The 14,136-nt window shown below is 39.8% G+C and carries 11 protein-coding genes; 6 read left to right on the forward strand and 5 right to left on the reverse strand.

Going from position 1 to position 14,136, the window contains the following annotated elements:
• The first annotated feature begins 74 nt into the window (after positions 1-74).
• On the forward strand, positions 75-1,559 hold the full coding sequence (gene glpK / locus AC1M9M_RS13130; RefSeq protein ID WP_481596555.1) for a glycerol kinase GlpK: 1,485 nt from the start codon (positions 75-77) through the stop codon (positions 1,557-1,559).
• Between the two features lie 52 nt (positions 1,560-1,611).
• Here glpK and AC1M9M_RS13135 read toward each other — a convergent pair whose 3' ends face one another.
• Positions 1,612-2,109 carry a thioesterase family protein gene (locus AC1M9M_RS13135; RefSeq protein WP_035266285.1) on the reverse strand — a complete coding sequence of 166 codons (498 nt, stop codon included), beginning with the start codon at positions 2,107-2,109 and terminating at the stop codon, positions 1,612-1,614.
• 108 nt (positions 2,110-2,217) lie between these two features.
• Between AC1M9M_RS13135 and hemB the strand changes: the two genes are divergently transcribed.
• Both hemB and thiO read left to right on the forward strand, forming a co-directional pair.
• A complete protein-coding gene (gene hemB / locus AC1M9M_RS13140; protein ID WP_180000234.1) occupies positions 2,218-3,228 on the forward strand; it encodes a porphobilinogen synthase in 1,011 nt (336 codons plus the stop codon).
• Positions 3,229-3,428: 200 nt separating this feature from the next.
• A complete protein-coding gene (thiO, locus tag AC1M9M_RS13145) occupies positions 3,429-4,535 on the forward strand; it encodes a glycine oxidase ThiO (RefSeq protein ID WP_481596556.1) in 1,107 nt (368 codons plus the stop codon).
• Here the strand turns inward: thiO and AC1M9M_RS13150 are convergent.
• Both AC1M9M_RS13150 and AC1M9M_RS13155 read right to left on the reverse strand, forming a co-directional pair.
• The gene (locus AC1M9M_RS13150) at positions 4,532-5,443 is read right to left on the reverse strand and encodes a TIGR01777 family oxidoreductase (RefSeq protein ID WP_481596557.1); all 912 of its coding nucleotides are present in this window, start codon (positions 5,441-5,443) and stop codon (positions 4,532-4,534) included. The genes thiO and AC1M9M_RS13150 overlap by 4 nt on opposite strands.
• 64 nt (positions 5,444-5,507) lie before the next feature.
• Positions 5,508-5,960 (reverse strand): ABZJ_00895 family protein, encoded by a 453-nt coding sequence (locus AC1M9M_RS13155; protein WP_180028763.1) that lies wholly within the window; start codon positions 5,958-5,960, stop codon positions 5,508-5,510.
• Positions 5,961-6,325: 365 nt separating this feature from the next.
• Between AC1M9M_RS13155 and AC1M9M_RS13160 the strand changes: the two genes are divergently transcribed.
• From AC1M9M_RS13160 to AC1M9M_RS13170, 3 genes are all read left to right on the forward strand, one after another.
• Entirely contained in the window at positions 6,326-7,459 is a 1,134-nt protein-coding gene (locus AC1M9M_RS13160) for a hypothetical protein (RefSeq protein ID WP_481596558.1), read from the forward strand.
• Between the two features lie 95 nt (positions 7,460-7,554).
• Entirely contained in the window at positions 7,555-8,802 is a 1,248-nt protein-coding gene (locus AC1M9M_RS13165; RefSeq protein ID WP_481596559.1) for an exonuclease SbcCD subunit D, read from the forward strand.
• Positions 8,803-8,811: 9 nt separating this feature from the next.
• Complete coding sequence (locus AC1M9M_RS13170) at positions 8,812-12,411, forward strand: AAA family ATPase (RefSeq protein ID WP_481596560.1); 3,600 nt, start codon at positions 8,812-8,814, stop codon at positions 12,409-12,411.
• Positions 12,412-12,455: 44 nt separating this feature from the next.
• Here AC1M9M_RS13170 and AC1M9M_RS13175 read toward each other — a convergent pair whose 3' ends face one another.
• Both AC1M9M_RS13175 and AC1M9M_RS13180 read right to left on the reverse strand, forming a co-directional pair.
• Complete coding sequence (locus AC1M9M_RS13175) at positions 12,456-13,253, reverse strand: thioesterase family protein (RefSeq protein ID WP_180028750.1); 798 nt, start codon at positions 13,251-13,253, stop codon at positions 12,456-12,458.
• A 116-nt stretch (positions 13,254-13,369) separates the two neighbouring features.
• Entirely contained in the window at positions 13,370-14,056 is a 687-nt protein-coding gene (locus AC1M9M_RS13180; RefSeq protein WP_481596561.1) for a YggS family pyridoxal phosphate-dependent enzyme, read from the reverse strand.
• Positions 14,057-14,136 lie beyond the last annotated feature (80 nt).

Consider the following 14,136-nt stretch of genomic DNA (forward strand, 5'->3'; position numbering starts at 1 on the left):
ATTACACATACACATGCGCTTATTTCAATAATTGAGATAAAATCCCTTTTTTCAAGTTCAAAATTGCATATTTTATGAGTTATTTACTTGCACTGGATCAAGGGACGACCTCAAGTCGTGCGATCATTTTTGATGAACATGGAAACGTTCATGCAACAGCTCAAAGAGAAACTAAAATACGAACCCCAAAGTCAGGCTGGGTAGAGCAAAATGCACAAGAGATTTGGAGCTCACAAATCGCAGTGGTACAGCAAGCAATTGCTGATGCGCGATTACTGCCTAAAGATATCAAAGCTTTAGGCCTAACCAATCAACGCGAAACGACAGTGATTTGGGATAAAAAAACTGGTGAACCTCTAGCCCCTGCGATTATTTGGCAAGATCGCAGAGCAAGTGATTGGTGTAATTCCCTCATTCAACAAGACTTACAAACCAAGATAAATTTCACCACAGGACTCCGCATTGATCCTTATTTCAGTGCTGGAAAATTAGTGTGGTTACTTGAAAATATTAATGGTTTAAGAGCTCGTACGGAACAAGGCGAAGTGGCTTTTGGCACCATTGATAGTTGGTTAGTTTGGAATCTCACTCAAGGTGCTGAACACGTAATTGAGGTTTCTAATGCTTCAAGAACCATGTTAATGAATTTGCATACCCAGCAATGGGACGATGAGTTGCTCGCACTATTTAACATCCCAAAAGCAATACTACCCAAAATCGTGGCTTCTGATTGCCATATTGCCAATACAGCCAAAGGTCTCTTAGGTGCAGAAATTCCAATTACAGGGATTCTAGGTGATCAACAATCAGCCTTATTTGGTCAATCATGTTTTGATATAGGCTCAGCAAAAAACACCTATGGTACTGGCTGCTTTATGTTATTCAATACAGGTGATCAAATTCAACTGAGTCAGAATCAGCTTCTCTCCACTTTAGCTTGGCAATGTAAAGAACACACCTCGTATGCGCTTGAAGGTAGTGTTTTTATGGCTGGTGCAATTGTACAATGGTTACGTGATGGACTTGGAATTATTCAAAGTAGCCAAGAAGTTGAACAATTGGCGTGTCAAGTTAACAGTACCGATGGTGTCGTACTTGTTCCTGCCTTTACAGGCTTAGGAGCACCTCATTGGGATACGGATGCCCGCGCATTATTATGCGGTATGTCTAGAGGGACAAATAAAGCACATATTGCGCGAGCAGCTCTCGAATCAATCGCATTTCAAGTCGCTGACGTTTTGAATGCCATGCAATCTGATATTCGAAACCCTTTAAAAGAATTACGTGTAGATGGTGGTGCGAGTCAAAATGATATGTTGATGCAGTTTCAAGCCGACTTACTGAATGTTCCTGTATTAAGACCGCAACTTTTGGAGTCAACGGCTTGGGGAGCTGCGGCAATGGCAGGTTTAACTGCAGGTGTATTTAAAAATCCGTCTGATATTGCGGCATCATGGAAATTGGAAAAAGCCTTTGAGCCAACAATGTCTGAAGATCAACGTCAATTTCATTTACATCAATGGAATAGTGCGTTAAAACGTTCAAGATCAGATGTTTAGTATAAAAAACCGCCTACAAGGGCGGTTTTTTTATAAGAGATACATAGATTTTTCAATATGCGTATGAAGCAATACCTGTTGCAATTGCTTTACCTTCATCATTCACCATATTCATGCGCATCGTACAACCTTTGCGACCCATGCGTAGGACTTCAGCAGTGGCAATAAAATACTTTCCGCGCCCTGGTGATAAATAATCCACTCGCATATCCACTGTTGCTAAACGTGAAACTTTCTTTAAAGTTTCAGGCAACATATCAGGCTCTGCACGCTTGTAAAGCTCGCCCATTGCAACAATCCCGCCAATACTATCGAGTAATGTTGCTGCTACACCGCCATGCAAAATTTGGAAAGAAATATTACCAATGAGATTAGGTTTCATCTCAATATAACCTTGGATTTCACCTTCTACGACACGCATTTGCATTTCGTTGTAAGCGAAATAAGGAGAGGTATTAAATACTTGAGTGAGTTGATTTAATACCACTTCAAGATCTGGTTTAGCACCTAAATGGAGGTTACCCATCCATTTTTTTTGGGAATCGTTCATACAAAACTCAAATTAACATCATGAGAAAAAACCATCAGCATTTTCCCAAAAACCGCCTTAAGGGGGCTACAATTAGACCCAAGTAAAATACCAAACATCGAGATTGTGATGACTTATACGTTTAATCGCCCTGCTTTTCCTGCAACACGCATGCGCCGTATTCGAAAAAATGACAAACTCAGAGCGATGGTGAGAGAAACACATCTTTCTGCTGAACATCTCATTTATCCGGTATTTGTTCTACCAGGTCAAAATCAAACCCAAGAAATACCTAGTATGCCAAATATTCACCGTCTTTCAGCTGATTTGTTGTTAAACAAAGCTGAAAAACTTTTAGAATTAGGTGTATCTAAATTAGCTTTATTCCCAGTTACCCCACAAGAAGACAAAAGTTTAACTGCTGAAGCAGCATGGAGAGATGATGGTTTAGTTCAAAGCACTGTCCGTCTTCTAAAAAAAGAATTACCAGAAATGGTACTCATCACTGATGGCGCTTTAGACCCTTATACAACACACGGTCAGGATGGCATCATCGATGAAACAGGTTATGTCCTGAATGATGAAACTGTTGAGTGTCTGATTAAACAAGGTTTAAGCCATGCAGAAGCAGGAGCCGATGTTTTCGCACCGAGTGATATGATGGATGGTCGTATTGCTGCGATTCGTCAAGCATTTGAAGCAAATGGTCATATTTATACCAATATCATGGCTTATTCTGCCAAATATGCATCAAGCTTCTATGGTCCTTTCCGTGATGCAGTGGGTTCAGCATCTAATTTAAAAGGTGGTAATAAGTATAACTACCAAATGGACGTTGGCAACCGAGCTGAAGCTCTTCACGAAATTGCACTAGATATTCAAGAAGGTGCAGACATGGTGATCGTAAAACCAGGGATGCCATATCTAGATATTGTACGTGAAGTTAAAGACACATTTGGCATTCCAACATTTGTTTATCAAGTGAGTGGTGAATATGCCATGTTGGCAGCAGCAATCCAAAACGGCTGGCTTTCTGAAAGTGTGATTTTAGAATCATTGATGAGCTGTCGTCGTGCTGGTGCAGATGGAATTTGGACCTATTTTGCTGAAGATGCTGCAAAAATGCTTAAAGATCTGTAATACACTATTGAATCAAAAGCGCTTTTCCATAAAGCGCTTTTTTTCTACTAAAATCATCATCATTGTATTCGAGACCCAACTTTTAACTCACTCATTTAACATCTTACATCTCATCGATCTCTTTACATCATTGAGATTATTTGCACGATTAGAGCTTGAATATGGTCTAATACACCCCGTCATTTTGAAGGTGGATAAAAATGCACGTTGCCATCATTGGATGTGGAATTAGCGGCTTACTAACAGCGCTTGAATTACTCGACCAAGGTTGTGAAATTACCCTCATTGATCAAAAACAAGCAGCTAAAGCTGCATCTTGGGCAGGTGGTGGTATTTTGTCACCTATGTATCCTTGGCGTTATCCCAAAGCAGTCAATCAATTGGCACAACATGGTAAATCGTTATATCAATCTTGGAATCAAAAAATTCAACCATTGAGTGGCATTGATTTCGAAATTCACGATTCAGGCATGTTAATTTTTGATGAAGATGATTTTGAGATTGGACTCAGTTATAAGGCGCAATATAACGAGCCGATGCAGCATTGCGATTTACTCGACGAGACTCAATTAAGAAATCTGAATCCACGAGTTTCTAATACTTTCAAGCAGGCTTTGCATTTTCCACAATTGTCTAATGTTCGTAATCCTCGTCTTTTAAAGTCTATTCTGACTTATCTTAAATCACATTCAAAAGTAAAGATTATCGAGCATAAGTGGGTAGAAAAATTACTGATTCAAAATCAGCAAGTGCAATCCATTGTTCTGCATGATCAACATCAAATTAAAGCTGATCAGTATGTTATCGCTACTGGAGCTTGGTCGGCACATTGGGCATCACAACTCGATTTCAATATCCCTGTTCAACCTGTTCAGGGGCAGATGATCCTATTCAAAACCCCTGAAAACTGGCTACCCACGATGTGTATGTACAATGTCATGTATATGATTCCACGTCGAGATGGCCATATCGTCTGTGGTTCCAGTATGGCGGAATTAGGTTTTGAACATCGCCCAAATTTGAAAACACAACAATCCATTTACCAAGCATGCATTCAACTCATACCTGAACTTAAAAATTTCCCGATTGTGCGTCAATGGGCAGGCTTGAGACCTAGCTCACCTGATGGAATTCCGTATATCGGTTTAATGCCTGAAATGAAAAACTTATGGGCGAATTTTGGTCATTTTAGAAATGGTTTATGCATGGGGCCAGCTGCAGCGCAGTTACTACGACAACTCATGCTGAATCAGACCACCCTCGTTGATCCTAGACCCTATGACCCATCTTTGAAGTTTCAAGTTTAATGTGATGGAAGTAGTTGCTCCAACGCCATTTTGAGTTCTGGATACTGAAATGTATAACCTGCTTGAATAAGTGCTTCTGGTATAACGTATTGTCCATTTAAAACCAATTGAGACTGCTCACCTAACATGATTTTAAACAATGAATCAGGCAGACTTAAAAGCGGTTTCTTGTTTAAAATTTTTGCTGCGGTGCGAACAAAATACACCTGATTCGTTTGTTCAGGAGCAACGAAATTAAAAACTTCTTTTGGAGTGTCATTCAACATCAGAAATTCAATCGCCTGAATCACGTCCTGAATATGAATCCATGCTAAGGGCTGCTGACCTGAACCAATTTTACCTACCAGATTAAATCGAATCGGTAAGAGTAATTGTTGTAAAATTCCTCCGCCATGCCCAATCACCACGCCTAAACGAATGACCTTAATATCAAACTGATTTTTGTGTTGGAGAGCCGACCTCTCCCACTCTTGGCAAAGTTCGGACATAAAGATCGGTTGAGATGATCCCTGCTCATTGTTTTTTTCTGACCATTCTTGATCAGGATCAATACCATAATATCCTACAGCAGAACCAGAAATAATTCGCTTGGGATGTTGCTGATGGGTCAGCAGATAATGTAATAATGCATCGGTCGTATTCACTCGGCTGTCGATGAGTTTTTGTTTTCGCCTTTGCGTCCAGCGACCATCACCAATACTTTCACCCGCTAAGTTAATAACATAGTCAATTTGAGCGTGTTGGATATCATCGAAAGATTGAACCCATGTCAAACGTGGATGCTTCATTTTGGGATTGGACTGTCGGCTTAAACCAATCACCTGATAATCTTGATCTAGCAGATATGCAACCAAATAAGATCCAATAAAACCTGTTGCACCAGTAACCAAAACGCAAGGATGATACATAGAAATACTCTTATGATCTGATCTCTCTATCATGGTGAAAGATGCCTTTGAGCTCAATTCATGATTACTTATTTACCACCAATTTATTCGCCATGCGCTTCGCTTGTGGACCATAAAACCAAAAGGTAATTAAATATAATGGTATCGCTAGCATCAAAATCATAATTACACTGAGACTTAAGAAACTGGAATTTTGGACATAGAGTAAAAAGTTCTGCCAAATTTCAGGGTCTTTTCTCGAAAAAAATAAAATACTTAAAAAAACACCAAGAAAGTTATAGCCCCAAAAGATCAACGTAAAACCTAATGTGAATTTTTTTCGTTCTTGATCCGAAGGTGCACGTTGTTGTTGATCAATAAATTTATATAAAACAACAATCATCGCTATTAAATATGGAAGTGCAGTGACTATTCCTGCAATTGCCGAAGGCAATAACGCTGCCAAAATACCTGCAACCAGCGTTAATCCTAAGCAAAGTAAAAAGAACCATAAAAAATATTTTCTTAAAGAAACCATAACTCTCAGACGCAATAAATTCCTGTCACAAAGCATAACCGAAAATAAATCAAATATTTTTAATTTTCTTGTCAACCGAATCACAACCTTATGCGTTATATAAGGTACAAGGTCAGTAGCAACCGCGTAGTCATTGCACCGGCATCCGCAATGATACACGGTGACCTTATACCCCAATGAGACCTATAAATCATGCTTCTTGCAGAAAAATTTAGTTTAGCAGCCTAAATTTGAATGACTGAAGTATTTTGGCCGACGATTTCACATCACTCGAATCGTCGGCTTTATTTTTGAACTTAATAAATTTTCTAAATATACTTTTATCCATAAAGATGAGATAACAATCAGAATAAATCCTAGTCGCAATGTATAAAGAAAAAATTAAACATAAAATTAGTCTAAAAAAACGTCTAAATTTTAAATCAGACTTTTGGGATGTATTGAATTATCCCTTCACTCGCTTTCTTATCAGTATCGTATTAGTTTGCTATTGCTTTGTTTTTCTTAAAGCTTTTCTTAATCATCAATTTCACATACCGCTTACAATCATCAGTTTACTCTGTGGTGTTTTTTATCAAAGTTATCAAATCATTAGAAACAAAGAAAAAATCTTAATTTATTCAATTTTAAGCCTATTTTTGAGTGCACTTTCATTTATTTCTATACAGAGTAATAGCTCGAATCCATTAATAATTTGGGTCTATTTCTATCTTGGTGCTTACTTAATAGTTTTTTCTCTAGAGCATCATCAGAGTTTAACCACACCTTTTGGTGAAGGGCTTAGTTTTTTATTCGCACTTGGAATTTGCTATTGGTTTTTCGAAAAACAGATGCTTGGTGTTGATACAGTATTATCGACATTCATCACAATAATCTTGTTAATATTTTTACTCTATTCGATTTTACATGCCTTTTTTGAAATTGAGCATCATCATTTAAGCCGTTTTCTACTGAGTTTCTTTACTTGTTGTTCAATTTTAATTTTGTCTATTGATCAAATTATAGAACTTTATTCACAGGGCGATATTACATCTGAGCATCGTTGGGTTGAGCGTTTAATTTTATTATTTCGATATTTTTTACTCGGTTTATCGTCTTTATATCTTTTTCAAAACTTAATGCTGCTTCTCAGCTATTTTCCCAATAAATACACGCGCTCTTATTTTTCAGATGTCAAACAAAATACGCTGATCCATATCAAACGTTTTTCAGAAGATCAAATTTCTAAAACAGAAGCTTGGTTTGCACTCATTTTTACGGTTTCAGTCTATTCTTTAAATTATATCTATCAAATAATTCCCATCAATATGAGTATTTGGCTAAGCATTCTATTGGTACCCTTAGTCATCCAATCTTTTTTTCATCATAAAGTAGATCAATCGTTAACAGCAGCTAAACTGCATGCATCCTCTTCTCATAAGCAAATCTCGATCAACTCGAGAATCAAAAATAGAAACAAGAGAAAAAGACGAAAAAAGAGTAAATCGAATAAAAAATAGCGATTAAAAGCTGTCTTATAGAGATGTTAAAAATTTCGATGTTTTAAAGTCCGATATTGGATAAGATGACAATTGAGATGTTTTGGGGTTCGGTAATGGCAGTGCGTTTTTTTCATACTTCAGATTGGCATTTGGGGCAATTTTTTCACAATCATGATCGTGACTATGAACACACACAATTTTTAAACTGGCTACTTGCGCAAATTCAACAAAAACAACCGAATGCCCTGCTGATTGCCGGTGATATTTTTGATGTGGTCAATCCTGCATCATCTGCTCAAAAACAGTTATACCAGTTTCTCACCGATGCCCATGCCATTGCCCCGCATATGCAAACCTTAATGATCGCAGGTAATCATGATTCCGGTTACCGTATTGAACAGGTTGAACCTTTTCTAGCGAAATTCAATGCCAAAGCGATCGGTATTATTGGCAAACAGGATGGTGAATTTGATCTCGATCGTTTGTTGGTACCTATTTATGATGCTGATAAAAATATCGTTGCTTGGTGCTTAACCCTGCCTTATTTACGCAGTGCCGAAATTACAGGCTTAAATGAAAACACCACCAACAGCCAAAATGCGATTGCCTATTTACACCAACAAATTATTGCGGAAGCTAAAGCGCGTAAACAACCCAATCAAGCCTTAATTTTGATGTCACATGCCCATATGCAAGGCGGTGAAACCTCAGATTCCGAACGTCCAATTGTGATTGGTAACGAAGAGGCTTTATCCACTGCATTATTTGATGATGTGATTGATTATGTGGCACTCGGTCATTTGCATAAACCGCAAAAAGTTGGACAGGAACATATTCGCTACAGTGGCTCACCTATTCCACTGTCTTTTAGTGAACGCAACTATAAACATCAAGTGGTTGAAGTCACCATTGACCCCGAAGCTGATGAAAAAAATCATTTTCAATATCAAGCGCACATTATTCCACGTACCGTGGATTTGATTCGAATTCGTGAACCCTTGTCTGAATTAATCACTACGGTACATGCCCTGCCAAAAGGCGAAATTGACAATCTCAATGCACGACATTTTCTAGAGATTGAATATACGACAGATGCCCCACCGCCTGTAGACTTACGTCAGCAGATTGAACTGGCACTGCCACCAAATCGTTATCGTTTACTGCGTATAGCTCGAATTTATCAAAAAGCAACGGAGCAAAACGATGAAAGTCACAAAGTCGATTTAGCGCCCCCCACCCCTGAAAAATTATTTTTAAGCTTGTGGGGAAAAATGGGCTATGAGCAGGATGAATCGGTGAAGCGCGATTTCTTAACTTTGCTTGAAGCGGCACAACACGATTTGGATCAAAAAGCGCACTAAGGACAGGTCATGAAAATTATTCGACTCAGTTTAAACAACTTGGCCTCTTTAGCCGGTGAACAACTTATCCATTTTGAACAAGCGCCATTGGCTCAGGCAGGTCTGATTGCCATTACTGGTAAAACAGGTGCAGGAAAATCGACGCTGCTCGATGCCATGTGTTTAGCTTTGTACGATGAAATCCCACGTTTACGTGGCGCAGCTGGCAGCATGAAAGATGTAGGCGGTAAAGACATTTCAATTAAAGATTCGAAGAATATTCTGCGTCGTGGTACCACCGCTGGTTTTGCTGAACTTGAATTTCTTGCCCTTGATGGTAAACGCTATTTGGCGCGGTGGGACATTAGCCGTGCGCGTAAAAAAGTTGATGGCAATTTAAAAGTCGAGCGCTTTGTTCAATGTTTAGATGATGGCGCGACCTTAACGCAAAAAATCTCGGAAGTGACGCCACTGATTGAAAAGCTGATTGGTCTCAGTTTTGAGCAATTTACCCGTGCAGTCCTGTTAGCACAGTCTGAAGTGGGGGCATTTTTAAAAGCCAAAGACCATGAACGTGCAGATTTACTCGAATATTTAACCAATTCGCAAATTTTTAGTGAAGTCAGTAAAAAAGCCGCTGATAAATTTAGTGAAATTAAACAGCAACGTACTGATTTAGAAAAGCAACTCGGTCATATTGATATTCTGAGTGAAGAACAACTTGCAGCCTTAAATCAACGACATCAGCATTTAAAACAACAACTCGTACATTTGGCACAATCAGAAAAGCTGCTTGAAAATGAACGTAAATGGTATCTTGAGCGTGATCAATTGTATGCTGAAGTCCATGGCAAAAAAGAGATTTATGAAGTTCAGCTTGATGCCGTAAATAAATCCGCAGCACAACAACAATTGCTACAACAGCTTGATGCATTTCAAGCCATTCGTGAACAATATGTACAGCGTGCACGTTTAGAACCACAAAAACTTGAGGTGCAACAAAAACAACTGGCCTTTCAAGCTGAGTTTGTCTCTTTACAACAACAAGCTACTACTGAACAACAGCGCTTAAAAGCCTATGAACATGCCCAAGCGCAATTTGAGCAGCAACGTTTGGATATTAAGCCTCATCTTGAACAAGGCTTAAAGTTGGATCATGACATTCACAGTATTTCTGAACAGTATAAAAAACTCAGTGTAGATAAAGATCAGCTTGTACGCAATGAATTAGAACCGTCAAAACATGCTGTTGAACAACAACAGACCAGCGTATTGGCTTGGCAAAACAAACAGCAACAAATCAACTTTGAGTTAACCCAAAGCCAATTTTTACAATGCTTTGACCAAGAACCACAAAGTACTTTGCAGGCGCTACAACATTATGTCGAGCAATATCAGTTGCTTCATCAACAAGAGCCAGAACTATTACAACAATCCTTTGCAACGTTAGAACAGCAACAGCAAACCATTGTACAACGTCTGCAAAGCTATGTGGCTCAACATGAAAGTCTTGACGCTTTGACACAATCGCTAAAAAACATCCAACAACAGCGTGAACATCAGCAAAGTACGGTATTACGACTGCAACATCAACAGCAGCAGCTTGATCAAGTCATTACCCATATCAGCGAAATACACGACCTGACAGGCTCAATCGCTGAACAACAAAAGCAACTGCAGATTATTCAACAGACCCTTGAAAAACGCCTGAGCGAAAAAGCCACACAAGAAGCTGCTTATACTCAACTACAACGCATCTTGGAGGCACAGCGTCTATTACATAGCGAAAACGTGCAGCATTTACGTGAACAGCTAAAAGCCAATCAACCTTGTATGGTCTGTGGTAGCCATGAACATCCGTTTTTAGACCATCATCAACGCTTAGAACAAGGTTTATTGCAACTACACGAGCACCAATTGCAAGAGGCTCGTCAACAATTGGAACAGGTCAATCATGAGGTACAGCAAGCACAGATTGAGCAATCCAAAGTACAGACCTTACTTGAACAGCAACAACAGCGTATGGAACAGCTCACGCAATTCACTCAGCAACAGCTCGAGCACATTCAAGCAGCATTACAACAACTGGGTTCAAATCTCTACACGGCAGACCCGATTCAGTTGCAGCAGCGCATAATGCAGCAGATCCAAACACTGCAATCGCATATCGAACAACAACAGGTGCAAGAACAAAAACTTAGTCAATTGCTTGAGCAATGGCGTAAAGATCAGCAGCAACAACAGCAATTACTATTGAATATTCAACGTCGTGTACAGCTTGAACAAGGTATTCAACCTATTGTGCAGTTACTGCCTGCTCGCTATCAGCAAGACACACCAATACATTGGATTGCCGAATTGCAACAACAGCTGCAGCAGCGTGTTGCATTGCTCACGACGCAAAAACAAGTAGACACATCACTGCTGCAGGCACAGCAGGAACTTGAAAAAATGACGCTGCGCTTTGAAGCAGCGCAAAAGCACGAACAACACCTGACTCACCAGATTGAACAACTGATTGAGCAAGGCAAAATGTTACGCTCGAAACTTGCGGAACTGACCCAAGACTATGCCGGTCAAAGCTACCGTTATGCTGCGGATTGGCAAAAACATTTAGAGGAAACTGCTGTCGCCCATGCCAATGAGGTGCATGCACAACGCAGTAAAACTGCACATGCTGAACAACAGCTGAATGCAGCCAATTTACAACAGCAGCAGTTGCTCAGTGATTTACATCATATTGAACAGGCATTACAGCAAGTACAACAGGCTATTCAGCAATGGCAACTGAGCCATCCGACCGTGACCACAGATCAAATCACAACATGGTTAAGCATTGATTTAGCCCAACATCAACAAATACGCCATGAGTTAAATACGCAGCGACAACTTTTAGAGAATGCCAAAACCGCTTGGCAAGTTTTAGAAGAACGTTATCAAGCCCATTTAAAACATCAGCCTGAACATGATCTCAGCATGCTCGAGCAGCGACTTGCGAACTTGCAAACGGAAAAGCTCGCTCAACAAGAAGCGCTCACCGATACAGAAACTCAGTTACGTATGAATGCTGCCAATCAAGCCAACTATGCTAAGTATCAAAGCCAAATAGAACAAATCAAGGCGGAAGAATATCGTTGGGGACGTATCTACGATTTGATTGGGCATAAGGAAGGCACCAAGTTTAAAAAGATTGCTCAAGAGCATCATTTAGATATTTTGGTGGAATATGCCAATCAGCAATTACAGCCGCTTGCGCCACGTTATCAGTTGCATCGTATTCCTGACAGTTTAAGTTTGGCCATTATTGACCTAGATATGAACAGCGAAGTTCGACCTGTGTTGTCCTTATCAGGTGGTGAAACTTTCTTAGTGTCTTTAGCCCTTGCTTTAGCGATTGCTAACATGGCATCAGGTTCAATGAAACTTGAATCACTGTTTATTGATGAAGGCTTTGGCACGCTCGATCCTGCATCACTACATATGGTGATGAATGCCTTAGATCATTTACAAAGTCAGGGACGTAAAGTGGTGTTGATCTCGCATGTACAGGAAATGCATGAACGCATTCCAGTACAGATTCAGGTCAAACCTGTAGGTGCAGGTGCCAGTACCATTAATATTGTCGGTTAATGATTAATGATAAAAAGTTGAAGCCGTCAAATGACGGCTTTAATCTAAGCCAGTTTTCTTAAAGTTAAAATTTGCTCAGCTCGTCCAAAAGGTCCGTTCAGATCATGAAGAATAGATGAAGTTAACCCGATACCGTCATCACCATATTGTTGCACTGTTTCCAGACCTAGCCACTTACCTATTGGCATACGATAGAGATGTATCTGTAAATCTAAATTTGGAAAAGTATAGTTAAACGGCCAACCTTGTCGTGTGACAATTCCATTCGCTGTATCGACCATTCCCATCAACTTCACAAAGTCTGAATGTATTTGTCCTTCAACCATGTCATAAGGATTGGTTAGCCATACAATGCCCTTGCCTGCCCGTCGATCTAAACGGCGTGCCTCAAGTGATTGAATATAGCCTCCAGGCCAGTTTCTAATTTCTTCCCATAAGATCCCCTCGTCAGGATCAGCAACTTTTTGATCTTCTAATCCTGCGACTGCCTGAGTATCACTCATCATCATTCGCCAAGTACGTGCCTGAATACAGCTTTTACCATGTGCAGACATGGTCGACTCGATCAATTCAATGGTTTTTCCAGGTCGAATAATTCGAGTTTCAATTTGAAACTCCCCAGCGGGTATCAGGCCCAAAATATCTAAACTTATACGTCCAATCCGTAGGTCAGACCGAGCAGAAAAGTGATCCAACTCTGCACAAATAATCCCTGTTGCGGGCGCCATATGCTGTTCGTGCGCATTCCATGCACCTTGAGCATGTATAGTCGACTTATACTTAGCCAGTACTGATCCATCATCACACACTTTTCGTTCTAAAAGCTGATAATACGAACTCATCCAATTCTTCCCTGTTTTATGATTATGTGAAATATATTGGTTTATTTTTATACATAAAAAGTTGTATTTACAATGACAGCGACTGAACCCGAAAGTTCAGTGCAGACTGAATCCAATCATTTTGAGTAATCTCGCGCCCCAAATAAGGCCGTCCCTATGCGAACCATAGTCGATCCAGCGCTAATCGCATCTTGTAAATCACCCGACATTCCCATACTCAAGGTATCCCAATCAGAAGGATGTGCATGATGCTCTTTCATCTGATCAAAAAGTGTCTTGGCATCATAGAGTGCATCTACATTGCCAGGTGCTGGAATGACCATTAACCCTCGTAATCGAAGTCGAGGTAATATGCTCATTTGAGCAACCAGATCTTCGACCTCTGAAACTGCACAACCATCTTTGCTTTCTTGAGCATCAATATTCACTTGAAGACAAATATTGATAGGCTCCTGTTCGATTGTGCGTTGATTAGAGAGTCGCTCTGCGATAATAAAGCGATCAACCCCATGCACCCATGCAAATTGTTCAGCCAACTGTTTGGTTTTATTGCGTTGTACATGACCTATAAAATGCCATTCGATGTCTAAATCATTCAGCGCTTTGATTTTATCTAATGCTTCTTGCAGGTAATTCTCACCAAATGCTCGTTGACCAGTCTGATACATTTCTCTCAAAATATCCGCTGGATGCGTTTTGGAAACAGCAAGGAGTTTAACCTCGTTAAATTGTCGTTGAGCAACTTCACAGGCTTGTTCAATTTGTTGAATGACACTATTTCTCGCTTGCTCTAGACTCATCATGTATAGCTATCTCAGTTAATTTATCTTTTTTTACTTTCTTGCACGCTAACTGTTGGTTAAGCTGTAGGAAAGCCTTATTA

Source organism: Acinetobacter sp. ANC_7503, from assembly GCF_056780035.1.

Bases quoted from the DNA above. Each gene is read 5' to 3' on its own strand.
- glpK (WP_481596555.1), top strand. From the start codon at position 75: ATGAGTTATTTACTTGCACTGGATCAAGGGACGACCTCAAGTCGTGCG.
- AC1M9M_RS13135 (WP_035266285.1), bottom strand. From the start codon at position 2,109: ATGAACGATTCCCAAAAAAAATGGATGGGTAACCTCCATTTAGGTGCT.
- hemB (WP_180000234.1), top strand. From the start codon at position 2,218: ATGACTTATACGTTTAATCGCCCTGCTTTTCCTGCAACACGCATGCGC.
- thiO (WP_481596556.1), top strand. From the start codon at position 3,429: ATGCACGTTGCCATCATTGGATGTGGAATTAGCGGCTTACTAACAGCG.
- AC1M9M_RS13150 (WP_481596557.1), bottom strand. From the start codon at position 5,443: ATGTATCATCCTTGCGTTTTGGTTACTGGTGCAACAGGTTTTATTGGA.
- AC1M9M_RS13155 (WP_180028763.1), bottom strand. From the start codon at position 5,960: ATGGTTTCTTTAAGAAAATATTTTTTATGGTTCTTTTTACTTTGCTTA.
- AC1M9M_RS13160 (WP_481596558.1), top strand. From the start codon at position 6,326: ATGTATAAAGAAAAAATTAAACATAAAATTAGTCTAAAAAAACGTCTA.
- AC1M9M_RS13165 (WP_481596559.1), top strand. From the start codon at position 7,555: ATGGCAGTGCGTTTTTTTCATACTTCAGATTGGCATTTGGGGCAATTT.
- AC1M9M_RS13170 (WP_481596560.1), top strand. From the start codon at position 8,812: ATGAAAATTATTCGACTCAGTTTAAACAACTTGGCCTCTTTAGCCGGT.
- AC1M9M_RS13175 (WP_180028750.1), bottom strand. From the start codon at position 13,253: ATGAGTTCGTATTATCAGCTTTTAGAACGAAAAGTGTGTGATGATGGA.
- AC1M9M_RS13180 (WP_481596561.1), bottom strand. From the start codon at position 14,056: ATGATGAGTCTAGAGCAAGCGAGAAATAGTGTCATTCAACAAATTGAA.